Source organism: Pararhodobacter sp. CCB-MM2 (assembly GCF_001691415.1).
Taxonomy (GTDB): domain Bacteria; phylum Pseudomonadota; class Alphaproteobacteria; order Rhodobacterales; family Rhodobacteraceae; genus Pararhodobacter.
In genome coordinates this window covers 100,590-127,156 of record NZ_LRRR01000007.1, presented here as the reverse complement: position 1 = coordinate 127,156, position 26,567 = coordinate 100,590, and the positions used below count along the sequence as shown (strand labels likewise).

Below are 26,567 nucleotides of genomic sequence, written 5' to 3'. Positions count from 1 at the left end.
GTAGCGATCATTCGGCGTGGGGGATACAGAGGGGGGCGGGTCTTGCCGCTCTTTCTCTAGCCCTTGGACGCCATGAGCGACGACCGCCCTGCCCCTTCCGCTCCGCAATTCGGCGATGCCGACGCCCGCATCGCCTATAACCGCGCGTTCTTCGCGCTGTTGCGGGTCGAACGCTCGCTGGTGCCGGATATCTCGGCGGCGTTGCGCGACCTCGGGATTGCCGACCCCATCTGGTACGAGATCCTTTTCGCGACTGAGGAAGCCGGGGCCGAGGGCGTGCCGATGCTGGATCTGCAAAGGCGCCTCAATGTCCCGCAATATGCCCTGTCGCGCCATGTCGCCCGGATCGAGAAGGCCGGGCTGATCCGGCGCGAGGCGACGCCGGGCGCGGGCCGGGGCCAGCGCCTGTTCCTGACCGAGGCTGCGGAGGGGCTGCAAAAGAAGGTCTGGGCGGTCTACATGGACCGCATCCAGCAAGCCATGGCTCCGCGGCTGTCGACGGACGAGGCCTATGACCTCGTCCGTCTGCTGAACCGTCTCTATGGCTGAGGTCAGAACCGCATGGTCGCCGTCAGCTGCACGTTGCGGCCGGGTTCATAGAGCGGCGTGACCGAGGCGAAGTCGCCCCCATACGTCGCCCGGTCGGCGTAATGGCGGTCGAACACGTTGTTGACCTCGGCCCGCAAGGTCAGCCCGCGGATCGTCGGCGAGTGGTATTCGGCGAAGAGGTTCAGCACCGCATAGCCCGGCAGCCCCTGATCCGAGCCCGCCGCCACGTCGTCATAGGCCAAGGCCGCGTCGATGCTGCCCCCCAAGGTGAAATTGCTGCCGTCAGGGCGGTGTTGCAGTTCCAGCGACACGACGCCGCCCAAGGGTGCGCCCAAATCCAGCGCGCTGTAGCTGTCCGAGAGCGCGCCGTTCACATCGACCTGGCTCCAGGCATAGGACGCCCGCAGGTAGCCGTTGTCCCAACCATAGCCCAGACCCAGGTTGAAGCCGCGGCTTTCGGCGTCCCCCATCGCGTTCGCGGCATAGGAGGCCAGTCGCACGTCGCTCAGCCGGGTGATGAAGACCTCGCCGTCCAGCGTCAGGTCGCCGGCTTCCCAGTCGAAGCCCAGCGTCAGGTTCTCGGAGCGCGAGGCGCGCATCCCGGTGTAGTCCCAGCCGGGGTTGAAGATGAAGTTGTCCTCGATGGTCATGCCGCCGAACACCGACGAGATCCCGGCCCGCAGGCGCAGCGCATCCGTCACCCGGTACGAGACCGAGGCATTGCCGCTGAAGCCTGAGAACGGCTCCTGCCAGCCGTTCGTGCCGGTGAAGTCCTGCTGGTCCCAACGCGCGCCGAAGGAAAGCGACAGCGCATCGCTGGGGTCCATGCGCATCTGTGCGAAGATCCCCCAGTTGCGGGCCGTCTCGCTCATCGCGGCGGTGGCATCGTCGCTGTAGGTGCTGTGCCGGTCGTAGAAATCCAGACCCGCGGTCAGCGTGCTGTCGGGCGAGAAATGGAAGCGGTTCTCGAAGGTGGCGGAGGTGGTGCTGGTCACGCCGCGGCTGACGCCGAGCGCCGGGTAATAGGGTTGGTCCACGCCGACCTCGACCTCGGAGCGGCCGATCACCAGATGCGGGTCCCACCACCCCTCGGCGTCCAGCCGTTCGTAGCTGAGGGCATAGCTGCTGCGCGTGGTCTCATGCCGGCGCAGCGGGAAGGGGCGGCCGACGCTGCCGATGTTGGCGCGGTAGGGGCGCAGGGCGTCGTCCTGCATCTCCTGCGCCGAGAATTCCAGCCGGTGGCCGTCGTCGCTCTCAAAGGCCAGCTTCAGCAGCCGGGTCGACAGATCGGCGGCGCTGCCCTCGACCACGCTGCCGTCGCCGGCGCGGTAATCCTCGCCAGTGACGGTGCGGGCATAGGCCAGCCATTCCAGCATGCCGATCCGCCCCGCCGCCGTCGCCGAGCGCCCGAAGGTTTCGCCATTCGAGCCGAAGCTCAGCCGCGCGTTGCCGCCGTATTGCTGACCGGGTTCAAGGATGTCGCCGACATCGACCGTCTCCATCACCACGGCCCCGGCCATGGCATGGGGGCCCGCGTCGGCAGGGGCGGCGCCTGCATCCACCCGCACGAAGCGCAGCAGCCCCGGATCAAAGGCGTTGGCCGAGATGTGGTGGAACAGCCGGTTGTTCTGCGACACGCCGTCCAGCGTCACGGCGAGGTTCAGCATGTCGATGCCGTTGACGAAGATCTTCTGCGCGATCGGGATCGCCCCGCCGACCGACACCGACGCAATACCCGCGAAGAGGTCGCGCAGATCGCCCATCCGCGCCCGCTCCAGCTCGGCATCGGCGACGTAATGGCTGTTGCCCCGGTCGGCGGCCGTCCCCTCGGGGTCGCGGGCGCGGGCATGCGCCGGGTCCAACAGGATCGTGCCGAGGAATTGCACCAACCCGCCGTCTTCCTGCGCCCCTGCGCTTTGCGGCGCGCCTGAGGCAAGGGCCAGTGCGGCAACGCCGGCCATCAGCCGGGCACGAGCGGGACGGGAAAGGGAAAGCGGGTACGTCATCGGGGCCTCCGGCATCGGGTTGGATGGCTCGGACAACGTCTTGGCTGGGGCGCAGATAGCATGAGTGTCACAAACATGCAATTGCATGTTAAGCAAAATATGTGGATTCGGGGGTCTGAATGTCGGGCAGGGCCGGACGTTCGCCGGCCCTGCCCTGACGGTCTTAGAACTCAACCACGGCCGAGACACGGAAGGTCCGCCCGGCTTCGTTCAGCGCGACCACGTTGCTCAGCCCGATCCCGTCCGAGCTGCGGCTGGCATAGGTCGTGTCGAAGACGTTATCGACATCGAAGCGGACCTGGAGGCCGTCGTATCGGACCGGACGCCAGGTGGCGAAGAGGTTCAGCACCTCGTAGGACGGCAGGGTGACCGTCTCCAGCTCGTTCTCGAAGGCAATCTGGGCCGAGCCGCCCAGCGTCCATTCCGGGGTCACATCGACCCCCAGCTCCAGCGCGGCGGTGCTGCCGACGGGGCGGCCGAGGTAATAGGCAGTGGTCGCGATGTCGCTGCCGTTGGCCTGCACATCGGCCCAGGTCAGGTTGACACGGGCATAGCCGCGCGCGCCCTGATAGGCGACCGAGCCATCGAAGCCCTGACTGACGACGTCGGTCAGCGTACCACGCGCGCCGGCGGTCGGCAGGACAGCGGCGATGTCGTCAACCGCGGTGTAGAACAGGGCGCCGGACACTTCCCACGGCCCCTGCGCATAGCGCAAACCGATCCGGGCCGCGCGCGATTGCGAGGCGCGAAAGCCGGTGTAATCCCAGGTGGTCCCGAAGTTGATCAGCGCCGCCTCGCCCAGCTCGAACCCGCCCCAGGTCGAGGCCGCGCCGGCGTTCAGCGTCAGCGTATCGGTCAGGATATAGTCCAGCGAGGCATTCACGCTGGCGCCGCTGTCGCGGAAGTCTTCGCCGGTGGCAGCGGTGAAATGTTGCCAGTCGTAGCGACCGCCATACGAGACGGACAGACGCTCGGTCAGATCCTGCCGCGCTTGGGCATAGAGACCGACGCTGCTCAACCGCTCGGTGCCGCTGTCGCCATAGGCCCCGGTGCCGCGGCCAAAGCCATGGGCCCGCTCGCGGAAGCCGTCGATCCCGGCGGTCACGGTGCCGTTGCTCAGGTGGAAGACATTCTCCAGATAGCCGCTGAACGAGGTGTTCTCACCCCAGATGCCGATGCCGTCCAGTTCCTGCTCGTTGTAGGTCAGCTGGGCTTCCAGATCGGTGGCCTCGGTCTCGGCCCCCTGCCAGGTCAGCGTGTACGAGGTCCGGCCGGAATACGGCGTAACCAGCACGCTGTCGCGCCCCACCACGCCGGCGAAATCGGGGCGGATGAACAGCAGGCCTCCGGGTCCCGCCTGCGCCAGACGCTCGCCGGTGTCCTCGGTGCGCGAGGCGGCAAAGCGGAGGCGGCTGCCGTCGTCCATCGTGTAGCCGACCCGCGCCATGTAGTTGCGCAGCTCGGGCTCGGTGCCCAACATCGTCGTGCCGGAGCCGTCTTCGTAATGGTCGCCCGACTGGCCGGAGATGTTGAGCAGGTAATCAAGCTGCCCGACAAGGCCATAGACCGCCATCCCCGTGCGCACGCCGTAGCCGTTGGTGCCGGTGGCCAGCGTGAAGCGGCCGCCGAAGGTCTGGCCGGGTTGCAACAGGTCGATGGCATCGGCGTATTCATAGGCGATGACGCCGCCCGTGGCATTGGCGCCCGCATCCGCCGGGGCAAGGCCCGCGCTGATTTCGACGCGGCGCAGCAAGGCCGGGTCCAGCAGGACGTTGCCGGTGTGATGGAAGGGCGACTTGTTCTGCCGCGCGCCGTCGATGGTGACGGCGAGCAGGCTTTCCTCCAGCCCGTTCACGAAGACATTGGTCGCCATCGAGGCCCCGCCCGAGGCCTGCACCGACGACACACCCGCGAAGACGTCGCGAATGGACGAGGGGTTGCGCTGGTCGATTTCTTCTTCGGTGATCTCGTCATTGCCGAGCACGGCCTGCGCGGCGTGACTGTCGATGCGGATCGTGCCGAGGAAGGTCGAGGCCGCCGCCTCGGTCGATTGTGCGGCCGCCGGCAGGCCAAGGCCCGCAGTCAGGGCCAGGATCGAGACCGAAAGGAACGGTGGTTTGGTAATTTGTCGCAAGATGTCCCCCGACAGCTGAGAATTGACAGGCTGGCGGGGTGTCTTGGAGGTACCTTGCTGGTGTCGCGGATACGCGCAAGGTGTTGTCGTCGCAATGGACGGCGCTAAACGCGGCGAAGAGTGTTGCGCATTCGCCGCGCCGTCGGGGCAGGGTTTCGCCTTGGTGTCAGCCCTGCCAGCGCATCAACAAGGCCACCCCGGCCCAGGCCGAGAAACCGGTCAGCACGCAGCCCCACAGGGTGTCGGTGGCGACCATCTGCCACGACCAGTCGCGCATGATGGACATCGACGTGAACTCGTAGGTGCCATAGGCCATCGCGCCGATCAGCGCGCCCTGCCACGCCGCGCGCCACGGATCGCCGTCATTCAGCGCCGGCAGCGACACGAGGATCACCAGCCCCGCGACATAGGCGAGGTAGAACACCCCAGCCGCGCCCAGCATCGGCGAGTCGCGCATGGCCTCGCCCAGATGGCGCGTGAACAAGGGTTTCATCACCAGCGTCAGCATCACGGCGTCAAGCGCCAGGAAGATCAGCGCGGTCACGGCATAGAGGATCATGTCAGGCTCCGGATCGGACGGGGCGATGATGCCCCGCCGTTTCTCCAGATACGGTGCCGGGGACGGAGCGGATCAACCTTCGTCCGGGGAGCGGTCCAGCCGCGCGGCATCGGTCACGGCTTGGGCGGCGACCTCGGGCGGCAGGTCCGCAGGCGGGGTGCGGCCGACGGCCATGCGGCGGACCCAGTTGCGGCCGCCGGCCTCCAGCCGCTGCATCAGTTCGGCCGTGGCCACGCCCTCGCTCGGCGGGAAGCCCCCCAGCTGGGTGGCGAGGATGTTCAGCGTTTGCGTTTCCGGCCCGGCCCAGAGGCACGACAGATTGTCCCCGGACCACATCAGCAGGGCCCATTCACCCTCGCGGGTCAGGAAGGCAGAGGTCTCGCGACGTGTGCCTTCGTCGACGGCCTCGATCAGGCGGGGCAGCGCGGCGACCTGATCCTCGCGGATCATCTCGGGCAGGAAGGACCACAGATGCGCGGCGCTGAGGACGGCGACGCCCTCGGCCCAAGCCTCGTCCGCGGGAACACTCCATCCGCGCGTCAGCATGTCATCGCGCACCGCCGGGCCCGAGGCATCGGTCGGCGTGCAGGCGGCCATCAGGGCCGAAACCTCGGGCGCGGGGGTGAGGGTGACGGACTGGGCGAGGACCGGCGGCGCCACCAGGGCGAGAGTTGCGGTCAGGGCGAAACGGAAAGGGGGCAAGGGAAACTCCGGTGAAAATAGCGGTGATCAATGGGTAGATGATGACAGCGCGGCGCGGCCTCCGCCAGCCTTCTGGAACGTAGAAGGCTGCTTTCGGCAACGCATGATTTTCCGAAGCCGTGCCGCCTGCTATGCCGGTCCCATTCGTAAGGAGGAGACCATCATGCCGTTATGCTCGCTGGGATTGCAGGCCCCGGTTACCGAGGGCGCCTGCTGGGTCGCGCCCAATGCCCATGTCATCGGCGCGGTGACGCTGGGCGACCAGACCGGCGTCTGGTTCGGCGCGACGATCCGGGGCGATAACGAACCGATCCGCATCGGCGCCCGGACCAATGTTCAGGAGAATGCCGTGCTGCATTCCGATCCCGGCGCGCCGTTGACGATCGGCGCGGGCGTGACGATCGGTCATGGCGCCATCGTTCACGGCTGCACCATCGGCGACAATTGCCTGATCGGGATGGGGGCGACGATCCTCAATAATGCGCGGATCGGCAAGAATTGCATCGTCGGCGCCAATGCCTTGGTCACCGAAGGCAAGGACTTCCCCGACAACAGCCTGATCGTCGGCGCGCCGGCCAAGGCCATCCGGCAATTGGGACCTGAGGCGGAAGACGCGATCCGCCAATCCGCTGACAATTACGTGGCCAACGCCGCCCGTTTCGCCGCGGATTTCGTGCCGCTCTAACCGCCCGTGGGCAGGCGCGCCCCGTCCCAACGGCCGTCGCGCACGGCCTCCGTCACCAAGGTGGTGATGCGCGCCTGCATCCATTCGTTCAACGGCGTCGGCACAAGGTCCTGATCCGTGACCAGATAGAGCGTGCGCATCGGTTGCGGCTCGATTACCGGGCGCGCGACCAGCGTGCCGCGCTTCAGATCATCGGAGACCAGCACCTTCGGCGCCAGCGTGCAGGCCAGCCCGGCCCTGAGCGCCGCCAGCGTCCCCGCGACCGAGGCCAGCTGGATCTGCGCCCCGGCCTCCAGCCGAGCCAATTGCCCCGGCCGGTCGCTGAGCGCGCGCAACAGGTTCCCGCTTTGCAGCATCGACAGCGGCAGCTGCGCCATCTCGTCGATGGTGATCGGCGCGGGCTGGGTGCCCAGCAGCTGCGGATGGCCGATGCAGAACAGCGCCTCCTCCAGCAGCGGCTGGCGGCGGGTCAGCGTGTCGGGCGGCGGGTTGAAGATCAGCGCGGCCTCGACCTCGCCCTGCCGCAGCGTCGTATAGGTCAGCCCCGACAGCCCCTCGCGGATCAGGAGCCGCACGCGGGGCATGTCCTCGATCACGCTGCGCATCAGGTCGGCGCCGATCACGTTGATCACTGAAAACGGCATGCCCACGGCGATCTGGCCCGAGATCTCGGCCTGCCCCGTGCGCACATCCGTGGCCGCGGTCTCGAAGGCGTCGAGGATCCGGCGCGCGTGGTCCAGCAGGCGCAACCCCGCCGCCGTCGGCTCCATCCCGCGCGGCTTGCGGGTGAAGAGCGGCGTGCCCAGCTCCTCCTCCAGCGCGGCGATGTGATGGCTCAGTGCCGAGGCCGCCGTGTGGCAATGGTCGGCTGCATGCGAGAGGTTCCGGAATTCGCAGACGGCGGTGAAGTAGCGCAGCTGTCGTGTGTCCATCGTTCTGGTTTTCAGAATGGTAGGTTCAGAAGGATATAATTTTCTTCATCCTGCATCTTTGCCATCGTCCCTGCAAGGACGAGAAGGACGGCCCGATGCAGACAGATCTACCGCTCAGCGGCATCCGCGTGGTCGAGATGAGCCATATGGTCATGGGCCCCTCGACGGGGATGTTTCTGGGCTTCCTGGGCGCCGAGGTGATCAAGATCGAGCCGCCGCAGGGCGACAAGACGCGCAACCTGACCGGCATGGGCGCGGGCTTCTTCCCGACCTTCAACCGGGGCAAGAAATCCGTGGTGCTGGACGTGAAGGATGCGGGCGATCTGAAGACCCTGCATGCGCTGCTGGCGACCGCCGATGTCTTCGTCGAGAACTTCCGGGACGAGACCTTGACCAAGATGGGTCTCGCCTCTGACCAGCTGCGCGCGGTCTATCCGCAGCTGATCGTCGCCTCGTGCAAGGGGTTCCTGAAGGGGCCCTACGAGCATCGCGCGGCGATGGACGAGGTCGTGCAGATGATGACCGGCATGGCTTATATGACCGGGCCGACCGGGCGGCCGTTGCGCATCGGGTCCTCGGCCAATGACATCATGGGCGGGCTGTTCACGGCCTTCGGCGTGCTGGCCTCGCTCATCGCGCGCGGCAAATCGGGTCAAGGCGCGGCGGTGCGCTCGGGGCTGTTCGAGAACTGCCTGCTGCTCGTCGCGCAGCACATGGTGCAGTTCGATATCGAGGGCACGGAATCCCCGCCGATGCCCGAGCGCGTCTTCTCGTGGCCGGTCTATGACCTGTTCCCCACGGCGGATGGGCGCCAGATCTTCGTTGGCGCGGCCACCGATGGCCAATGGGCCAAGCTGTGCCGCGGGCTGGGGCTGGAGCATCTTCTGGACGATCCGGCCCTGCAGACCCGCCCGCAGCAGATCGAGGGGCGCGATCGCACCCTGCCGCAGATCGCCGCCGTGGTCGCCAGCCGCCCCTATGCCGAGATGGTGCAGATCATGGAGGCGAACGACCTGCTCTTCGCCCCCGTCGCCCGTCCGGCCGAGATGTATGACGACCCGCATGTGAACCGCGAGGGGGGGCTTTTCACCTCGCATTACGCCTCGAAAGGCGATTTCCGCGCGCCGGCGCTGCCCTTGGAGATCGATGGACGTCCGGTGGTCGGCGCCTCGGTCGATGTGCCCGAGATCGGTGCGGATACGCAGGCCGTCCTCGCCAGCCTGAAAGCAGGTGCGCGATGAGACCCGCGCCGGAACAGATCTACCCCGCCGGCCGTCTCAGTCTGCGCGAAGTGGGGCTGCGGGACGGGTTGCAGCTGACGAAGAGTTGGCCCTCGACCGGGCAGAAACGCGAGTGGGTCGCGCGGGAAGCCGCCGCGGGGGTGAAGCATTTCGAGGTCGGCTCCTTCCTGCCCGCCGACAAGGTCCCGCGCTTTGCCGATGTGCGCGAGGTGATCGCGGCCGTCGATCATGCCGGCGCGCATGGCGTCGCCTTGGCCCTGAACAAGCGCGGCGCGACGGATGCGCTGGCGACCGGCGTCGGCGAGATCACCGTCGTTGTCTCGGCGACCGAGGCGCATAACATGGCCAATGTCCGCCGCCCGCGCGACCAGTCGCTGGCCGAGATCGCCGAAGTCAGCGCCCTGCGCCATGAGACCGGCGGCACGGCCCTGATCAACGCGGGCATCGCCATGGCCTTCGGTTGCTCCCTCTCCGGCGCCGTAGCCGAGGACGAGGTAATGCGCATGGTCGAGCGGTGTTTCGAGGCCGGCGTCGACCTCGTCGGCCTCGCCGATACCGTGGGCTATGCCGGGCCGCGCCAGATCGCCTCGCTCTGCCGGCGGATGGAGCGCGCCTATCCTGGCCTGCCCTATGTCATCCACCTGCATGACACGCGCGGCATGGGCATCGCCAATGCCGCCGCCGCCATGGCCGAGGGGTGCCGGGTCTTCGACGCCTCGCTGGCCGGGCTGGGTGGCTGCCCCTTCGCGCCCGGTGCGACCGGCAATGTGGTGATGGAGGACCTCGTCTTCCTCGCCGAACGGCAGGGCTTTGCCACCGGCATTGACCTGTCCGCCCTGATCGACACCCGCCGCCTGCTGGCCGAGGCCCTGCCCGGCGAGGCGCTGCACGGCACGCTGGCCAAGGCCGGTGCGCCGGCGATGGCTTGGCAAGCCGCCTGACCCTGAAACACAGTCACATGAAGTTGGAGGAGCTTCCCATGACGATCCTGACCAAGACCCTTTCGCTGGCCGCGACGCTGGCCCTGACCACCGGCGCCGCCCAAGCCGTCGACATGCGCTGCAGCCACCAGCTGCCGCCCGCACATGCCGTGGCGCAGGTCATCGACCGCTGGGCCGCCGAGGTCGAGCGCCTGTCGGACGGCGAGATCGACGTGCAGATCTTCGGCGCGGACAGCCTCGTGGGGGCGGGTGAGAACATCACCTCGGTTGCGCGCGGGGATATAGAATGCGCCTTCTCGGTGCAGTTCCAATGGGGCCGCACCCTGCCGATCATGACCGTGACGACCGCGCCCTATGCCTTCGCCGACATGAATATCTGGCGCAACTGGGACGGCTCGGCGGCGGCGAATTTCCTTGAGGATCGGCTGCGCGAGCGGGGTGTCGAGAATGTCGTCTGGCTGTTCCAGACCAACGATTCCGTCTTCACCTCGAACGACCACCTGCTGGCCGCGCCCGAAGATTTCGCCGGCATGCGCCTGCGGGGCCTGACCCCGGCCTTCGACGCCTCGTTGGCAGCCCTTGGCGCGGCCCCCACCGCGATGCCGGGCTCCGAGGTCTATCAGGCCTTGGCCACCGGCACGCTGGACGGGGCCATTACGGGCACCGACGCCGCCGTCTCGCGCCGGTATTACGAGGTGCAGGACTATTTCACCGTCGTGCCGGTGATCTCGGTTTTCTTCCACGGCTACGTCAATCCGGGCTTCTATGCGGGCCTCTCGGACACCGCCCGCGCCGCCTTGGATGAAGCGGGGAGCGCCGCTGCCGGTTGGGCCGTCGAGGCCGCCGAGGCCGGCATGGCGCAAGCCGTGGACGACCTGCGCGCGCATGACGTCACGGTCGAAGTGCTGACTGACGAACAGAACGCGGCGCTGGAGGCGGTGATGCGTCCGGCCTTCGACGCGGCCTTCGGTTCGGAAGTCGAGGGCGCGGCGGAATTGCTGGGCCTCATCGACCAGCTGCGCAGCGCGAACTGAGCCATGGCGCAGCCTCATGACAAAGGCGGCCCCGCCGATGGGGCTGCGCTCTGGCCCGCGAAACTGACCGGGGCGCTGGCGCGGCTGATGGCCGTCGTCAGCGGCCTGATGATCCTCGCGGCCTTTGCCATCACCCTGATCGCCGTCTTCTACCGCTACGTCCTGCGCGCGCCCCTGCATTGGCCGGACGAGACCATCGGCTGGATGCTGGTCGCCATGATCATGGCCGGCGTGGCCGAGACCTACCGGCGTGGCGACCATATTGCCATCGACCTGCTGGTCGGCCGCCTGAGCGGGAACGGACGGCGGCTGCAACGCCTCTGGGCGGATCTCTCTGTGCTGGCGCTGTCCACGATCCTTGGCCTCAGCGCCTGGCATTCGGTCGCCTTCAACCGCGATTTCATGGCCTATACCCCCGGCAATGTGCAGATCCCGCTCTGGCTGGTGCAGATCCCGCTGATCATCGGGCCGGTGCTGCTGGGATTGGTGGCCTTGGGCCGCATCATCGACCACCTGTTTGCAAGGAATGACGGATGACCGCCTTCCTCGTCTTCTCGGCGCTGATCGTGCTTCTGCTGACCGGCATGCCGATCTTCGCGGCCCTGGGCCTCACCGCCAGCGGCATCCTGTGGATCTTCGAGGGCCGGACGTCTTCGGTCGCCGATACCGTCTTCGCGCATCTCAACAAGCCGATCCTGATGACCGTGCCGCTCTTCGTGCTGATGGCGCAGATCCTGATCCGGGCGAAGGTGATCGACGACCTCTATGACCTCGCCAATACCGTCGTCGGCCATGTGCGCGGCGGCCTGGGCGTGGCGACGGTGCTGTCCTGCACGATCTTCGCCGCGATCTCGGGCTCGTCCGTGGCCACGGCCCTGTCCATCGGATCGAGCGCCATCCCCCAGATGAAGCGCTTCGGCTATCCTGAGCGCGACGCCCTGGGCGTCATCGCGGCGGGCGGCACGCTGGGGATCCTGATCCCGCCCTCGGGGCCGATGATCCTGTATGCAATCGTCAGTCAGGCCTCGATCGGCGCGCTGTTCCTCGCGGGGATCCTGCCGGGGCTGATGCTGGCCGCGATCTTCGCGATCTGGTGCATGATCCGCGCCGGAAGCACGCCGCGCCCGGCCTGGGCCGGCTGGGACAAGGTCGGCGGCGCGTTCCGCCGGTCGATCTGGGCGGTGATGGCGCCCCCCTTGGTGATGGGGGGCATCTATCTGGGCGTGTTCACGGCGGGCGAGGCTGCCGCTTTCGGCACGCTCTACGCGCTGCTGGTCGCGACGCTGGTCTACCGCAATTTCGGCCTGAAGGATCTGTGGGACTGCACCACGGCCACGCTGCGCACCTCGCTCATGGTCTTCATGATCATCGCCGGCGCCGCAATGTTCGGTCATGCGATCACCATCATCCGCCTGCCCGTCGGCGTGACCGAGGCCGTCACCGCGTTGGGTCTGGGAAAATACGCCTTCCTGCTGGCGGTCATGGCGATGATCTTCGTGATGGGGATGTTCTTCGAATCCATCGCCATCATCCTGATCACCACACCGATCCTGCTGCCGACACTGGTGGCGCTGGACATCGATCTCGTTTGGTACGGCGTGCTGCTCATGGTCAATCTGGAGCTGGCGATGATCACCCCGCCGGTGGGGATGAACCTGTTCGTCATCAAGGGCATCACCGACGCGCCCCTGTCCGACGTTGTCCGCGGCTCGGCCCCCTATGTGGCGCTGATGGTGCTGGGGCTGGCGATCCTGCTGTTGGTGCCGGGCCTTGCGACCTGGTTGCCCTATGCCGCCGGCTTCGGCAGATGAGCGCTCCCCTGCCCCGGCCTGCCTGAAAAGGCGGCCGGGGTGGCTGACAAGGGCGTGAGGCTTCGCCCTTTCCCCTTGTGCCCCGCGCGGGGATGCGGATCTTGGCGCCGAGACCAACCCGGACCCGATGTGCGTTTCCTGACCCTTGCCCTTGCCGTGATACTGCTGGTGGTGACCCTTGCGGTGCCGCCCTCGGTGTCGTCACAGGCTTCGGCCTGCGGGGGATCGGTCAGCGCGCTGGACCAGTGCCCGGCCCCCGGCGCGGGCCTGTCCGGCTCGGGCCCGGTGGAGCGGCCCGGCGGTTTCTGCGCCACCTGCATGCTGCCGAGCGACTTGACCCTGCCGCGGTTCCACCCGCAGGCGCAGGTCCTCACCTTTGCCGAGGGGCAGGCTCCCCTCCCCTCGCGCGCGGACAGCCCGCCCCGCCGCCCGCCGCGCGCCTGATCTCCTGACCCCAATCCAACCTCGAGGCTGCGGCCTCGACCCCCGATTCCGGCGCGCCAATCCCCTGCGCGCCACAGGAGACATGACATGAAAACCTCTACCTTCACGACCGGCCGCCCGCTGGTCTTCCCGACGCTTGGCGCCCTGTATGACCTGCTGATCCCGCTGGCATTCACCTGGCTGCGGGTGATCTGCGGCACGGCCCTCATGGTGCATGGCTGGCCCAAAATCTCGAACCCGCTGGGCACGGTCGACATGGTCGCCGGCATCGGCTTCCAGCCCGCCGCCTTCTGGGCCGTGGCGCTGGCCGTGACCGAATTCGGTGGCGGCCTGCTGCTGGTTCTGGGCCTGCTGACCCGCCTTGCCGCCGCGGGCTGCACGGTGATCCTGCTGGTCACCGTCTATTTCCACTGGGTTCAGCTGGGCCAAGGCTATGGCGGAGCCGAGCTGTCGCTGATCTGGTCGGCCGTCACCCTGTTCTTCGTCGGTGTGGGCGGGGGCCGGCTGTCCCTTGACCGCCTGCTGCTGCCGCGCAACCTTTGACCGGAATGGCGAGGCGGGCCGGCACACCCGTGCCCCCTCGCCCCCTATCGGGAATTCAGACGATGCAACGACGTCACTTCCTTGCCTCCTCGGCAGGCTTTACGTTGGCCGGAATGGTGCCCGCGATGGCCCACGCCCAAACGGAGGCCCCCCGCATGTCCCAAGCCAACACCCTGCCCCGGCAGGCGCCGATCCATGTCGGCACTGTCGGGCTGAAGGTCCTCGATGCCGAACGCATGAGCCGCTACTACCAAGACGCCGTCGGCCTTGCCGAGATCGAGCGCGACGGCGCCACCATCTGGCTGGGCGCGGGCGGCGAGCGGCTGCTGGCCCTGACCCAGCAAGACGACCTCGCCATCGCGCCGCCCCGAGAGGCCGGGCTCTATCACACCGCCTTCCTGCTGCCCACGCGCGCGGATCTGGCGCGGTGGATCGGAATGGCCTCGATGAACCGGTTGCCGGTCGACGGGGCCTCGAACCACGGGGTCAGCGAGGCGATCTACCTCTCGGACCCTGAGGGCAACGGGATCGAGATCTATGCCGACACCCCGCAGGACAGCTGGCATTGGGAAGACGGGCAGGTCGCCATGGGTTCCACCCGGCTTGATGTGCCGGCGATCATGGACAGCGTGGGTGGCATGCCCCTGCCCTGGACCGGTGCGCCGTCGGGCACGATGGTCGGCCATGTCCATCTGAAGGTCGGCGATGCCGCGCAGGCCGGGCGTTGGTGGGTCGACACGATGGGCTTCGATCCGGTGCGCCAGCGCGACGGCGCGGTCTTCCTGTCCACCGGCGGCTACCACCACCATATCGCGGTGAACGAATGGCAGAGCCAGGGTGTCGGGCGCCGGGGTGAGGGGCGCACGGGCCTCGACTTCGTCGAGCTGCGTCGCGCGACGCCCGGCCCGCAGGCCGAGCATCAGGACGATTGGGGCACCGTGATCCGTCTGGTGTGACGGGTCACGGGGTCAGAGCGACTTCAGCACCCATCCCCGGATCAGGACCGCCGGATGACGCGGGCGCAGCCCTTGCAGCGTGCCCACGATCAGCCGGCGGTTTAGCCAGTCCCAGCGGCCTTGCGGGGCGGTGACCTCGATCCGCGACAGGGCATAGCGGGGGCCGTCCACCGTTTCGTCGATAATCACGCGGTTGCGGATCGTCAGCAGCGTGCCATCCGCGACCCGCATCTCGTAGAAGGCATCGAGTTCCTTGGCGCCGTCAGGACGCAGCAATTGCCGGTCCGCGCCGCCGGGTTCGATGCCGCCATGGAACTCCGCCTGATCCGCGCCCATGCCCGGACCACCCCGGAACGAACCGCCGAGGATCGGAACGATACCCCGCGCGCCGCGCGGACCCATCCCCAGATCCTCACGGTCGGCGATGTCGACGACCGCCTCCCACAACAGCTCGGCGCCGAGGGTTTCAGGCGGGAATTCAGACAGGACTTCCGTGGCTTGAGCGTCAGTTAGCATGCAATCTCCTTGCGTCAGGCCGAGGCCCGACGGATCAGTGTGAACCCGACATCGATCAGGTCTTGCGACGGGTTGCCGCCGTCGATCCGCGCCAGCAACGCCTGTGCGGCCGCCCGGCCAAGGGCCTCGCGGTTGACGCGAATGGTGGTCAGGCCCGGCTCCACCGCCGCGGCCAATTCCTGATCGCCGAAGCCCACGACCGCCAGATCGCCGGGCACCGAGAGGCCCCTCGCCGCGGCCTCGATCAACACGCCCTGCGCCAGCACGTCCGAGCTGCAGGCGACCAGCCCGCCGGTGAAGCCCCTCTCGTCGATCAGCTCCGCCAACAGCGCCCGGCCGGCGGCGAGATTGCCGCGGGTGGTGCGCGCTACCGGCACCTCGGTGCCGCTGCTCTGGCCGAAACTCTCTGCAAAGGCGGCGAGGCGGCGCTGCGCGCGCTCGTCGCCTGCGCAGATGCCGGCGGCGCGGCGATAGCCCGCCTCGCGCGCGAAATCCGCCACCGCCCGGCCCGAGGCCGCATGCGAGAAGCCGACGCACAGGTCGATAGGCGTCTCGGTCATGTCCCAGACCTCGACCACCGGGACGTCGGCACCCAGCAACATGCGGCGGGTGCGCGGGGCATGGTGCACGCCGGTCAGCAGGATGGCGTCCGGCCGGCGCGACAGGTGGGCCTCAACGGTCGCCGCCTCTTCCTCCGGGTCAAAGCCGGTTTCCGACAGCAGGATCTGGTAGCCCCGGCTTTTCAGCTCCTCGCTGAACGGCGCGAGCATGCTGGCGTAGACGATATTGGTGATCGACGGCACCAGCGCCGAGACCATCATGCTCTTGCGCGACGCCAATGCTCCGGCCAGCGCGTTGGGCACGAAGCCCGTGACGGCAATTGCCTCGCGGATTCGCGCCATCGTCTCGGGCGAGACTTTCGACGGGTCCGACAGCGCGCGCGAGACGGTCACCTGACTGACCCCGGCCATGCGCCCCACGGCCTCCATCGTCACGCCGCGCGGGTTGCGCTTGCGGGAAATCGGGGTGGGGTCGTCGCTCTGGCTCATGGCGGCATTCTTTCCGGCGATTGGTCGCGAAGGCAATCCCGATTCGTGATGATTGCGGTTTCATGCGCTGAGAAATTCGGCCTTGATGTTTTCGCAAACACTCCAGGTATTGCAGGGATATGTGCGTATTTGATCAATTTATCGCAGCAATGGCAGGGCATTTTCGGGCGTTGACAGGTTCGAATGTATGCGCATACATACTTGGGATCGAGGAGGATCCCCATGACTGCAAGACCCCGCAAATCGCCTGCGCAACTGCGCTCTGCCCGGTGGTTCGCACCCGACGACCTGCGCAGCTTCGGTCACCGCTCGCGGATGATGCAGCTGGGCTATTCCGAAGCCGATTTCATGGGGAAACCGATCATCGGCATTCTCAACACCTGGTCCGAGCTGAACTCGTGCCACGCCCATTTCCGCGAGCGCGCGCAGGATGTGAAACGCGGTGTGCTGGCGGCGGGCGGCTTCCCGGTGGAGCTGCCCTCGCTGTCGGTTGACGAGAGTTTCACCAAGCCGACCTCGATGCTGTACCGCAACATGCTGGCGATGGAGGCCGAGGAGAACATCCGCTCGCACCCGCTGGATGGCGTGGTGCTGATGGGCGGCTGCGACAAGACCACGCCGGGTCTGGTGATGGGCGCGATCACCGCGGGCGTGCCGATGATCTACCTGCCCGCCGGGCCGATGCTGCGCGGGAATTATGCGGGCCAGAAGCTGGGCTCGGGCTCGGACGCGTGGAAATACTGGGACGAGCGCCGCGCGGGCAACATCTCGGACGCGGAATGGCAGGGCCTGCAGGGTGGCATCGCCCGTTCGCCGGGCGTCTGCATGACGATGGGCACGGCCTCGACCATGACGGCGATCGCCGATGCGATGGGCCTCACGCTGCCCGGCGCGTCCTCGGTGCCGGCGGTGGACAGTGGCCACCAGCGCATGGCCGCCGATTGCGGCCGCCGCATCGTCGACATGGTCTGGGAGGATCTGACCCCCGACCTGATTGTCACCGAAGGCGCCGTGAAGAATGCCGCGATCGTCGCCATGGCCACCGGCTGTTCGACCAACGCCGTCGTCCACCTGATCGCCATGGCCCGCCGCGCCGGCGTCAACCTGACGCTCGACGATCTCGATGCCCTCGGCCGGGTCACGCCGCTCATCGCCAACGTCCGCCCCTCGGGCAAGGACTATCTGATGGAGGACTTCTTCTACGCCGGCGGCCTGCGCGCGCTGATGGCGCAGATCAAGGAGCGGCTGGATCTCAGCGCTCTCACCGTCACCGGCAAGTCGATGGGCGAGAATCTCGAAGGCGCGAAGGTCTTCAACGACGACGTCATCCGCCCGCTGTCGAACCCGGTCTACAAGGAGGGCTCGCTCGCCGTTCTGCGCGGCAACCTTTGCCCTGACGGCGCAGTCATCAAGCCCGCCGCCTGCGACCCGAAGTACCATGTGCACGAAGGCCCGGCGCTGGTGTTCGACAGCTATCCCGAGATGAAGAAATTCGTCGATGACGAGAATGCCGAGGTCACCCCGGAACACGTCATGGTCCTGCGCAATGCAGGCCCGCTGGGCGGTCCCGGCTTCCCGGAATGGGGCATGCTGCCGATCCCCAAGGCCCTGATCAAGCAGGGCCATCGCGACATGCTGCGCATTTCCGACGCGCGGATGTCGGGCACTTCGTACGGCGCCTGCGTCCTCCACGTCGCGCCCGAAAGCTACATCGGCGGGCCGCTGGCGCTGTTGAAGAACGGCGACATCATCCGCCTCGACCTTGCTGCGCGGCGCCTCGACATGCTGGTCCCTGAGGACGAGCTGAAAGCCCGCGCCGCCGCCTGGCGCGCGCCCGAGCCCAAGTTCGAACGCGGCTGGGGCTGGATGTTCTCCAAACACGTGACGCAGGCCGACAAGGGCTGCGACTTCGACTTCCTTGAGCGCGGCTTCGGCAAAGCCGCCGGCGAACCGGATATCTACTGATGAGTCTGACCCTCGACCAAGCCCTGACCGGCATTTCCGGAATCCTCGTCACCCCGTTCGACGAGAAAGGCGACGTGGCCCCTGCCCGCCTCGCCCCGATCCTCGACCGCGCGCTGGGGGCCGGGCTGCACATGCCCGTCGTCAACGGCAACACTGGCGAGTTCTACGCGCTGACGACCGACGAGGCCGTCACCATGGTGCAGGAAGTCGCTGCGCTGGTCGCCGGCCGCGCGCCCCTGTTGGCCGGGGTTGGGCGCGGACTGCGCGATGCCCAGCGTCTGGCGAAAGCCTCGGCCGAGGCCGGGGCCGCTGCGCTGATGATCCACCAGCCGCCCGATCCCTTCGTCAGCCCGCGCGGCATCCTCGACTACCTGAACGCGGTGTCGGATGCCTCGGGCGGGCTGCCGATGATGCTCTATCTGCGCAACGACGCGATCGGCACCAAGAACATCGCCGCTCTCTGCGCCCTGCCGGGCGTCAAGGGCGTGAAATGGGCGACGACCAACCCGATGAAACTGGCCGAGGCCAAGGCGGCCTGTGATCCGTCGATCGTCTGGGTCGGCGGTCTGGCCGAGGTCTGGGCGCCCTCGTTCTACGCGGTCGGCGCGCGGGGCTTCACCTCGGGCCTGATCAATGTCTGGCCGGAACGCTCGCTGGCGATCCACGCCGCGCTCGAGGCCGGCGACTACGCCAAGGCCAACGCCCTCATCGCCGACATGCGCGTGTTCGAGGACATCCGGGCCGAGGAAATGGGCGGCACCAACGTCACCGGCGTGAAATCCGCGCTGATCGCCCAAGGGCTCGATTGCGGCCCGACCCGCGCCCCCTCGGCCTGGCCGCTGACCGCCGACCAAAGCGCCCGCATGGCCGGGTTCCTGACTGATAACCGACTGATCTGAGGCAGATTATGACCGAATACATTCTCTCCGACGCCACGCGCGAGAAACTGAGGAAGGTCTCCACCGCCTCGGTCGCGACGGCGCTCTACAAGCGCGGCCTGCGCAACCAGTTCATCCAGGGCGCGCGCCCGGTTCAGCCCGGCAAGCCGACGATGGTCGGCCAGGCCTTCACCCTGCGCTACATCCCCGCGCGCGAGGACCGCAACCCGATCACCATCTTCCGCGACCCCGAGCACAAGCAGCGCGTCGCCATCGAGACCTGCCCGCCGGGCTGGGTTCTGGTGATGGACGCCCGCAAGGACGCCCGCGCAGCGACCGCAGGCTCGATCCTCATCACCCGGCTGGCGCTGCGGGGCGCTGCGGGCGTGGTGTCGGACGGCGGCTTCCGCGACGTGACCGGCATCGGCGCGCTGGACATGCCCTCCTATTGCGCGGGCCCTTCGGCACCGACGAACCTGACCCTGCACGAAGCCATCGAGATCAATGGCCCGATCGCTTGCGGCGACGCTGCAGTGTTCCCGGGCGACGTCCTTCTGGGCGACAACGATGGCGTGATGGTGATCCCCGCGCATCTTGCCGATGAGATCGCGGACGAATGCACCGGCATGGAATCGTTTGAAGATTTCGTGCTGGAGCAGCTCAACGAAGGCGCCGGCGTGATCGGCCTCTACCCCGCCACCAAGGAAGAGAACCTCGCCAAGTATCAGGCGTGGCGCGAAAGGACCGGCCGATGAGCTATCAACCCCACGGCCAGCATCTGATCGCCGGTGAGCGCGTCGCGACCGAGCCGAAGTGGCAATCCTCGCCCTCGTCCGGCCCCTCTCACAGCTTCTCGACCGGCAACCCCGCGCTGGTCGCCCAAGCCTGCGAGGCCGCCGAGCGCGCCTTCTGGACCTTCGGCTACTCCTCACGCGCGGAGCGGGCGGCCCTGCTGCACGCCATCGCCGACGCCATCGAGGCCCGTGGCCCGCAGATCACCGAGATCGGCTGTCAGGAGTCCGGCCTGCCCGCCGCCCGTCTTGAGGGCGAGCGCGGCCGTACCACCGGCCAGCTGCGCCTCTTCGCCGAGCATATCCTGAAGGGCGATTACCTCGACCGCCGCTTCGACGCGGCCCTGCCCGATCGCAAACCCGCCCCGCGCCCCGAGCTGCGGATGATGCAGCGCCCGATCGGCCCGGTCGCGGTGTTCGGCGCGTCGAACTTCCCGCTGGCCTTCTCGGTCGCTGGTGGGGACACGGCAGCGGCGTTGGCGGCAGGCTGCCCGGTCGTCGTGAAGGGCCATTCCGCCCATCCCGGCACCGGCGAGATCGTCGCCGAAGCCATCGCCGAGGCTATCGCGGCGCAGGGCATGGACGCGGGCATCTTCAGCCTCGTCCAAGGTGGCAAGCGCGACGTGGGCGAGGCCTTGGTCCAAGACCCGCGCATCCGGGCGGTCGGCTTCACCGGCTCGCTCGGCGGCGGTCGCGCGCTGTTTGACCTCTGCGCACGCCGGCCTGATCCGATCCCGTTCTTCGGCGAATTGGGCTCGGTCAACCCGATGTTCCTGCTGCCCTCGGCCATGGCGGCGCGGGGGGCGGCACTGGCGCAGGGTTGGGCCGGAAGCCTCAGCATGGGCGCGGGCCAGTTCTGCACCAATCCCGGCATCGCCGTGGTGATCGACGGCCCCGAGGCCGAGGCGTTCGCCGCCACCGCCAGCGCCGCGCTGGGGGCTGTCGGGCCACAGGTCATGCTGACGGATGGCATAGCCGATGCTTATCGCAAGGGGCGCGACCGCGTGCGGGGCTCGGTGGGCGTGCGCGAGGTGCTGACCTCGGTCTGCGACCTGCGCAACGCGACGCCGTATCTGTACGAAGTCTCGGGCGATGATTGGCTGGCGAACCACGAACTGGGCGAGGAAGTCTTCGGCCCGCTGGGTGTGATCGTCCGCGCCCGCGACGCCGATCAGATGCGTGAGATCGCCCGCGCGCTGGAGGGGCAATTGACCTGCACCCTGCATCTCGATGAGGGCGACACCGCGCTGGCCCGTCAGCTGATGCCGGTGCTGGAACGCAAGGCCGGCCGGCTTCTGGCCAACGGCTTCCCCACCGGCGTCGAGGTCTGCGACACCATGGTGCACGGCGGGCCCTACCCGGCCTCAACCAATTTCGGCGCGACCTCGGTCGGCACCCTGTCGATCCGCCGTTTCTTGCGGCCGGTCTGCTACCAGAACCTGCCCGAAGCCCTGCTCCCCGCCGACCTGGCGTGAGGCTTCAGCCCTCCTCGCGCAGCGCCATCAGCGCCTGCGCGAGGAGGCGCATGGACGGCGTCGCCCCCTCGGGCCGCCAATAGAAACCGACGGGTTCCATCTGGCTTTCGGTATCGAAGGGCAGCTCGATCAGACTGCCGTCGGCCAGCCTCGGACGGGCCACGCTGCGGGGCAGCAAGCCGACCAGAGTGCCATCCCGGAACATGGACCAAACCAGCTCGGGGATGCGAGAAATAACGTGTATTTCCTGAATATTGTCCCATCCATGACGCTCACGTAGATCATCGAGAGCGTGGCGGGCAATGCTGGCCACGTGGTTCTGCAACCAAGCGCATTGCCCCAGATCGGCCGCGGTGACTTGTGCCCTTCCGGCCAGCGGATGGCGCGCGCCAGCGACGATGACCGCGGCGTCGGGGCAGCATTCCTCGAATACCCAGCCCTCGGGCACGGCGCGCTGTTTGCGGCAGAGCACCACGTCGGTGTCATCGTCGTTGAAGGACGCGGCGAGCGCCTGCCCGACGACACTCTCCACCTGAAGCTGAAAGTCGGGGTGACGGCGCACAAGATCGGGCAAGGCGCGGTCCAGCAGCGCCCCTACCCCCGCCACCGTTGCCGCCACGCGAAGAGGACCGGAATCGCGGCGGATGCGGTTCGCCACGGCCTCGGCCCCCTCCTCCATTGCGCCCAGAATCCGGCGGGCCACGGGCAGCAGATCCTGCGCCACCGGTGTGGGGTCGACGCCGCGCGAATGGCGCAGGAACAAGGTCGCCTCCAGCAGTTGCTCCAGCTCTGCCACCAGCTGCGTCATGGCCGGCTGCGTCATGCCCATCGCCTGTGCCGCGCGGGTCATCGACCGCAGGTCGTCAAGCATCACCAAGGCCTGCATGTGGCGCAGCCGCGCGCGGGTGGTCAGGCGGGTCAGAAGGGTCTGCGCATTGAGGGCCATGGTAAAAGCAATCCTTATGGCTGGCGCTGATATCCAATTTCCGGAATGGGGTCTGTGTCAATACTCTCGATGCCAGAGGAGAGTTCTGGGAGGAACAAAGATGACGAATCACCCCATCCTGTCGCGCCGCGCCCTTCTGGCACTCGGCACCGGCGTGGCGATGCTGACGGCGATGCCCGCGCTGGCAGACGGCTGGCCCGATGGCTCGGTGCAGCTGGTGGTCCCGGCCCGCGCCGGTGGCGGCACGGACGGCGCCGCGCGCCTCATCGCCGCGGCCCTGCAGGAGCAGACCGGCCAGCCCTTCGTCGTGGTGAACAATCCGGGCGGTGGCGGCGTCGTCGCTGCCGAAACCGTGCGCAATGCCGCGCCGGACGGGCAGACGCTTCTGTTCTTCCACTCGGGCATTCTGGCCATGCACCACACCGGCGCGATCGAGGCCAACCCGCTGGAAGATTTCACCACCGCCGCCTCGCTGGCCGTGGGGGGCACCTATTCGGTCGTCGTTGCCGCGGACTCGCCGTGGCAGAACGTCGCCGATCTGGTCGCCGCGGCCGAGGAGAACCCGAACGCGATCTCGATGGGCGTGCAGATCCGCGGCTCGACGCATTTCATGGCCGGCCTGCTGATGATGGATTCGGGCGCCGAGTTCCGGGTTGTCGATGCAGGATCGGACGCGGACAAGCTGGTGCAGCTGCAGGGCCATCAGATCGATGCGGCGATGATCAACACCGCCGGGACGCTGCAATATGTCGAATCCGGCGCGCTGCGGATCCTTGGCACAATTGCCGGTGAGCCGGTGCGCGACCCCTCCGCGCCGGAAATCCCGACGGTGGCCGAGCAGGGCTATGAGAACGTGGTCTACGGCCTCGACTTCCTGATCATGGGCCCGGCCGGCATGGATGAGGCGACGACGCAGGCGATCCACGATGCCTTCGCGGGCGTGGTCTCGGCCCCTGAGATCTCGGCGCAGTTCGAGACCATGCACATGCCGCTGACGATGGTCCCGGCCGATCAGACGCGCGCCCGGCTGGAATCGACGGATGCCCGCGTTGCGCAGACGGCCGAGCTGCTTGGCCTGAACTGAGGACTTCCCTCCCGACGAGCCTGGAGCGGGGCGCCCCGGCGCCCCGCCCGATCCCGCATACCCAAGTTTCAGGAATGACCCAATGGCCTCCCGCCCCGCTCGCAAGCCCTTGCCGCCCCTTCCCACCGATCCGCAGGACTGCCTGAAGCAGGGCTGCGAGCGCCCTTGGGAAGTGGCCGTCGATCCCTTCCCCGTCGCGCCGCGCACCTGGTATGTCGGCAACAACTGGGTCGGCGCCTATCTGCTGCAATCGACCGAGGGGCTGATCCTGATCGACACCACCATGCAACCGCAGGTCTATCTGGTGTTCGAGGCGATCCGGAAGCTGGGCTTCGACATCACGGATCTGAAGCTGATCCTCGTCAGCCACATGCATTACGACCATCTGGGCGGCGTGCGTCCGCTGGTCGAGGCCTCGGGCGCCAAGGTGATGATGAGCCGCGAGGATTGGCAATTCCTCTGCGACCGTCCCGATCAGCTTCTGAACGACGGCTATCCCTGGGGCCCGTTCGAGCCTGATGAGTTCTATTCCGACAACCAGCCCGTCGTGTTCGGCGACCGCGTGATCCGCACCGTCCTCACCCCGGGCCACACGCCGGGCACCACCAGCTTCTTCTTCGAGGTCGAGGAGAACGGGGAGACCCTTCAGGTCGGCATGCATGGCGGCATCGGCCTGATCACCGTCACCGACGAATGGCTGTCCGAGCACAACCTGCCCTTCTCGCTGCAGCAGGACTTCCACGATTCTCTCGTGCGGCTCAGGGCGATGAACGTGGACATCACGCTCGGCTCGCATCCCGCGCAGGTTGGCATGATGGACCGCGTCGACGACATCCGCGACGGCCACAACCCCTTCCACGACCCCGCCGTCTGGCCACGTCTGATGGACCAACGCATCGCGGGCATCCGCAAGATTCTGGAGAAAGCCGCATGAGCACCGCCCTGCCCGAGTTCGCCTTTGATCAGGCGCAACGCCTCGAGCTGGCCGCCCAATTGCGCGGGACGAACCTTGTCGAGACCAACCTGACGCCCGAGCTGGAGGCCGATCTCGACCTCTGCACCGCCGAGGAACGCTTCATCCCCACCCGCGCCGGCGAGACGCGGATCGTCATCGTCACGCCGAAGGCCCCCGCCACGGGGCCGCGGCCGCTGTTCCTCAACATCCACGGCGGCGGTTTCGTGCGGCCCTATCAGCACCGCGACACGGTATTCTGCGCCCATCTGGCGACGCAGCTCGATGCGGTGGTGGTCGATCTCGACTACCGCCTCGCGCCGGAATTCCCCTTCCCGACCGCGCTGCACGAGGGCTATGACATCGCCCGCTGGGCCATCGCCAATGCGAAATCGCTGGGCGCGGACCCCGAGCGTTTCGCGCTGGGAGGCCATTCCGCCGGTGGCAACCTGACAGCCGCGATCTGCCTGATGGCCAAGGAAAGCGGCGATTTCACCCCGCTCGGGCAACTGATCACCTATCCGATGGTCGATGCCGTCACCCCGGCCGAGGACAAGCTGGAGCCGCATTCGATCTTCCCCGCCGCCCGCATCCGCGCCTTCAGCGCGCTCTATGCCGGCGTCGAGGAGAACCTGTACAACCCGCTGCTCTCGCCGCTTCTGGCGACCGATGAGGCGCTGACCGATCTGCCGCCCGCGCTGATCATCACCGCGGGCCTCGATCCGCTGCGGTTTGAGGCGCAGAAATACGCAGGCCGCCTCATCATGCGCGGCAATGACGTGACCGTGCGCCAATACGCCGATGCCGATCACGGCTTCCTCATCGCCTGCCACACCCGCTTTGCCGAAGCCCGCGCCGAGATCGTGCGCTGGCTGGCTGCGCTCTACGAACGCTGACTTTCATCAGGGAGGAGACCCCATGAACACGACCAAGACCCTCGGCCTTGCGCTGTCCCTTGCCCTTGCCGCCACCGGCGCGCAGGCGGCCGATTGGCCCAACGGCCCGATCCAGCTGATCATCCCGTCCCGTCCGGGCGGCGGCACCGACATCATGGGCCGGATCTTCGCCGATTACCTGCAGCGTTCGACCGGCGCGGCTGTCGCGGTGATCAACCAACCCGAGGGCGGTGGCGTCGTCGCGCAAGAGACCGTCCGCACCGCCGATCCCGATGGCCAGACGCTGCTGTTCCAGCACACCGGCATGCTGGTCGGCATCCAGACCGGCCGCTACAACCACGGCATCGACGAATTCCGCGTGCTGGGCATCGCGCAATCCTATCCGCCGCAGGTCTATGCCGTGGCCCCCGATGCGCCGTGGCAGAACATGCGCGAGTTCATCGATGATGCCCGCGCCAACCCCGGCCAATACACGGTCGGCGTCTCGATGGGTCAGGCCACGCATTTCATCGCCGGCACCATCATGATGAACGAGGACGTGAACCTGCGTCTGGTCGAAGCCTCGGCCGAGGTGGACAAGGTCGCGGGCATTCAGGGCGGCCACATCACGCTGGGCAATCTTGGTGCGGCCTCGGCCCGGCAGTTCGTGACGGCGGGCGACATGCGCGTGCTGTGCATGGTCGATCCGACCCCGGACCCCGACTATCCCGAGTTCCAGACCTGCCTCGATCAGGGCGTCGATGTCTCGTGGATCGCGCCGCTTCTGGTGCTGGGCCCGGCGGGTATCGACCCTGAGGTCGCGACCGAGATCAACGCCGTCATTCAGGCGATGGGCGAGGATGAACAGGTCGCGAATGCGCTGGCCACGGCGGACAGCAGCTTCGTGCCGCACTCGCTGGAAGAGGCCAACACCATCGTCCAGGACGAGGACGCGCATATCGCGGCCCTTGCCCAACACCTCGGCCTCGCGGCTAACTGACCCAGACCGGGGGCGCCCACGGGTGCCCCCTTTCCCGGCAGGAGAGAGATCATGAACACCGACCGCCCCCTCGGAGCCGCGCTTCTGGCGCTTGGCGCAGGCGGGATCGCGCTGGCCTCGACGCTGAGCGTACGTACTTTCAACAACGACCCCGGACCCAAGCTGTTCCCGATCTTCGCCTGCGTGATCCTCGTGATCTGCGGGCTGGGCCTGATCCTGCAGCGCCCGGCCGACGACCAGCGCCCCATGGACCGCGACGCCCTGCTGCGTGGCGCCAGTATGGCCGCCATGCTGGGCGTCTTCGCGCTGGCGCTGTGGCTCGTCGGTTTCCATGCGGCCAGCCTTGTCGCCGTGTTCGGCCTTTACTGGATCATCGCCGGGCCTGAGCGCCGGGTCTGGTGGCGCGGAATCGTTTACGCAGTCGCCACCACGGTCGGAGTCCACCTGTTGTTCGCCACCGCGCTGGGGGCCTTCCTGCCCCGCGGCATCCTGTTCTGAG

Annotated in this window: 27 protein-coding genes; 19 read left to right on the top strand and 8 right to left on the bottom strand. The window is 67.7% G+C overall.

The genetic code is table 11. The features are described 5' to 3' along the window. The first annotated feature begins 72 nt into the window (after positions 1-72). Entirely contained in the window at positions 73-549 is a 477-nt protein-coding gene (locus tag BCY78_RS10065; protein WP_068301048.1) for a MarR family winged helix-turn-helix transcriptional regulator, read from the top strand. 2 nt (positions 550-551) lie between these two features. Here BCY78_RS10065 and BCY78_RS10060 read toward each other — a convergent pair whose 3' ends face one another. The 4 genes from BCY78_RS10060 to BCY78_RS10045 form a co-directional block, all read right to left on the bottom strand. After that, positions 552-2,555, bottom strand: coding sequence for a TonB-dependent receptor domain-containing protein (locus BCY78_RS10060; RefSeq protein ID WP_068300934.1), 2,004 nt, complete (start codon positions 2,553-2,555; stop codon positions 552-554). A gap of 163 nt (positions 2,556-2,718) precedes the next feature. Beyond that, a complete protein-coding gene (locus tag BCY78_RS10055) occupies positions 2,719-4,689 on the bottom strand; it encodes a TonB-dependent receptor domain-containing protein (protein ID WP_233499379.1) in 1,971 nt (656 codons plus the stop codon). Positions 4,690-4,855: 166 nt separating this feature from the next. After that, positions 4,856-5,248 (bottom strand): DUF2177 family protein, encoded by a 393-nt coding sequence (locus tag BCY78_RS10050; RefSeq protein WP_068300931.1) that lies wholly within the window; start codon positions 5,246-5,248, stop codon positions 4,856-4,858. A gap of 72 nt (positions 5,249-5,320) precedes the next feature. Continuing rightward, positions 5,321-5,950, bottom strand: a complete 630-nt coding sequence (locus tag BCY78_RS10045; protein ID WP_068300929.1) for a hypothetical protein — start codon at positions 5,948-5,950, stop codon at positions 5,321-5,323. A 163-nt stretch (positions 5,951-6,113) separates the two neighbouring features. Between BCY78_RS10045 and BCY78_RS10040 the strand changes: the two genes are divergently transcribed. Further along, positions 6,114-6,635 (top strand): gamma carbonic anhydrase family protein, encoded by a 522-nt coding sequence (locus tag BCY78_RS10040; RefSeq protein WP_068300928.1) that lies wholly within the window; start codon positions 6,114-6,116, stop codon positions 6,633-6,635. Here BCY78_RS10040 and BCY78_RS10035 read toward each other — a convergent pair. Then, positions 6,632-7,567, bottom strand: a complete 936-nt coding sequence (locus BCY78_RS10035) for a LysR family transcriptional regulator (protein ID WP_068300926.1) — start codon at positions 7,565-7,567, stop codon at positions 6,632-6,634. The two genes, BCY78_RS10040 and BCY78_RS10035, sit on opposite strands and share 4 nt — an antisense overlap. Positions 7,568-7,662: 95 nt before the next feature. Here BCY78_RS10035 and BCY78_RS10030 point away from each other — a divergent pair, with 95 nt between their 5' ends. The 8 genes from BCY78_RS10030 to BCY78_RS09995 all read left to right on the top strand — a co-directional run bounded on the left by BCY78_RS10030 (position 7,663) and on the right by BCY78_RS09995 (position 14,537). Further along, complete coding sequence (locus tag BCY78_RS10030) at positions 7,663-8,808, top strand: CaiB/BaiF CoA-transferase family protein (protein WP_068300924.1); 1,146 nt, start codon at positions 7,663-7,665, stop codon at positions 8,806-8,808. After that, complete coding sequence (locus BCY78_RS10025) at positions 8,805-9,749, top strand: hydroxymethylglutaryl-CoA lyase (RefSeq protein WP_068300922.1); 945 nt, start codon at positions 8,805-8,807, stop codon at positions 9,747-9,749. Before BCY78_RS10030 ends, BCY78_RS10025 begins: the two co-directional genes overlap by 4 nt. A 38-nt stretch (positions 9,750-9,787) precedes the next feature. Next, entirely contained in the window at positions 9,788-10,783 is a 996-nt protein-coding gene (gene dctP, locus BCY78_RS10020) for a TRAP transporter substrate-binding protein DctP (protein WP_068300920.1), read from the top strand. 3 nt (positions 10,784-10,786) lie between these two features. Continuing rightward, positions 10,787-11,320, top strand: coding sequence for a TRAP transporter small permease (locus BCY78_RS10015; RefSeq protein ID WP_068300917.1), 534 nt, complete (start codon positions 10,787-10,789; stop codon positions 11,318-11,320). Further along, a complete protein-coding gene (locus BCY78_RS10010; protein ID WP_068300915.1) occupies positions 11,317-12,594 on the top strand; it encodes a TRAP transporter large permease in 1,278 nt (425 codons plus the stop codon). The genes BCY78_RS10015 and BCY78_RS10010 overlap by 4 nt, the downstream gene beginning before the upstream one ends. A gap of 129 nt (positions 12,595-12,723) precedes the next feature. Then, positions 12,724-13,038 carry a hypothetical protein gene (locus BCY78_RS10005; protein WP_068300913.1) on the top strand — a complete coding sequence of 105 codons (315 nt, stop codon included), beginning with the start codon at positions 12,724-12,726 and terminating at the stop codon, positions 13,036-13,038. A gap of 87 nt (positions 13,039-13,125) precedes the next feature. Then, positions 13,126-13,581 (top strand): DoxX family protein, encoded by a 456-nt coding sequence (locus BCY78_RS10000; protein ID WP_068300912.1) that lies wholly within the window; start codon positions 13,126-13,128, stop codon positions 13,579-13,581. Between the two features lie 155 nt (positions 13,582-13,736). After that, entirely contained in the window at positions 13,737-14,537 is an 801-nt protein-coding gene (locus BCY78_RS09995) for a VOC family protein (protein WP_139103128.1), read from the top strand. 12 nt (positions 14,538-14,549) lie between these two features. Here BCY78_RS09995 and BCY78_RS09990 read toward each other — a convergent pair whose 3' ends face one another. Together BCY78_RS09990 and BCY78_RS09985 are read right to left on the bottom strand one after the other, a co-directional pair. Further along, positions 14,550-15,053, bottom strand: a complete 504-nt coding sequence (locus BCY78_RS09990; protein ID WP_068300909.1) for a DUF3237 domain-containing protein — start codon at positions 15,051-15,053, stop codon at positions 14,550-14,552. A 14-nt stretch (positions 15,054-15,067) separates the two neighbouring features. Beyond that, positions 15,068-16,102 carry a LacI family DNA-binding transcriptional regulator gene (locus BCY78_RS09985; protein WP_083194943.1) on the bottom strand — a complete coding sequence of 345 codons (1,035 nt, stop codon included), beginning with the start codon at positions 16,100-16,102 and terminating at the stop codon, positions 15,068-15,070. Between the two features lie 222 nt (positions 16,103-16,324). Here BCY78_RS09985 and araD point away from each other — a divergent pair, with 222 nt between their 5' ends. From araD to BCY78_RS09965, 4 genes are read left to right on the top strand one after another with little or no spacing between them, the layout of a single operon-like run. Next, entirely contained in the window at positions 16,325-18,067 is a 1,743-nt protein-coding gene (gene araD, locus BCY78_RS09980; protein WP_068300906.1) for an L-arabinonate dehydratase, read from the top strand. Further along, positions 18,067-18,966, top strand: coding sequence for a dihydrodipicolinate synthase family protein (locus BCY78_RS09975; protein WP_068300905.1), 900 nt, complete (start codon positions 18,067-18,069; stop codon positions 18,964-18,966). The genes araD and BCY78_RS09975 overlap by 1 nt, the downstream gene beginning before the upstream one ends. Before the next feature lie 8 nt (positions 18,967-18,974). Beyond that, positions 18,975-19,700 (top strand): ribonuclease activity regulator RraA, encoded by a 726-nt coding sequence (locus BCY78_RS09970; protein WP_068300901.1) that lies wholly within the window; start codon positions 18,975-18,977, stop codon positions 19,698-19,700. Then, a complete protein-coding gene (locus BCY78_RS09965; RefSeq protein WP_068300900.1) occupies positions 19,697-21,211 on the top strand; it encodes an aldehyde dehydrogenase (NADP(+)) in 1,515 nt (504 codons plus the stop codon). Before BCY78_RS09970 ends, BCY78_RS09965 begins: the two co-directional genes overlap by 4 nt. A gap of 4 nt (positions 21,212-21,215) precedes the next feature. Here the strand turns inward: BCY78_RS09965 and BCY78_RS09960 are convergent, their stop codons facing one another. Beyond that, positions 21,216-22,157, bottom strand: coding sequence for a LysR family transcriptional regulator (locus BCY78_RS09960; protein WP_068300899.1), 942 nt, complete (start codon positions 22,155-22,157; stop codon positions 21,216-21,218). A gap of 100 nt (positions 22,158-22,257) precedes the next feature. Here BCY78_RS09960 and BCY78_RS09955 point away from each other — a divergent pair, with 100 nt between their 5' ends. The 5 genes from BCY78_RS09955 (at position 22,258) to BCY78_RS09935 (ending at position 26,566) form a co-directional block, all read left to right on the top strand. Continuing rightward, positions 22,258-23,241 carry a tripartite tricarboxylate transporter substrate binding protein gene (locus tag BCY78_RS09955; RefSeq protein ID WP_068300897.1) on the top strand — a complete coding sequence of 328 codons (984 nt, stop codon included), beginning with the start codon at positions 22,258-22,260 and terminating at the stop codon, positions 23,239-23,241. 109 nt (positions 23,242-23,350) lie between these two features. Then, entirely contained in the window at positions 23,351-24,175 is an 825-nt protein-coding gene (locus BCY78_RS09950) for an MBL fold metallo-hydrolase (RefSeq protein ID WP_158515915.1), read from the top strand. Beyond that, positions 24,172-25,089 (top strand): alpha/beta hydrolase, encoded by a 918-nt coding sequence (locus BCY78_RS09945; protein WP_068300895.1) that lies wholly within the window; start codon positions 24,172-24,174, stop codon positions 25,087-25,089. Before BCY78_RS09950 ends, BCY78_RS09945 begins: the two co-directional genes overlap by 4 nt. Before the next feature lie 22 nt (positions 25,090-25,111). Beyond that, entirely contained in the window at positions 25,112-26,068 is a 957-nt protein-coding gene (locus BCY78_RS09940; protein ID WP_068300891.1) for a tripartite tricarboxylate transporter substrate binding protein, read from the top strand. 51 nt (positions 26,069-26,119) lie between these two features. After that, a complete protein-coding gene (locus tag BCY78_RS09935) occupies positions 26,120-26,566 on the top strand; it encodes a tripartite tricarboxylate transporter TctB family protein (protein WP_068300888.1) in 447 nt (148 codons plus the stop codon). The last annotated feature ends 1 nt before the right edge of the window (position 26,567 follow it).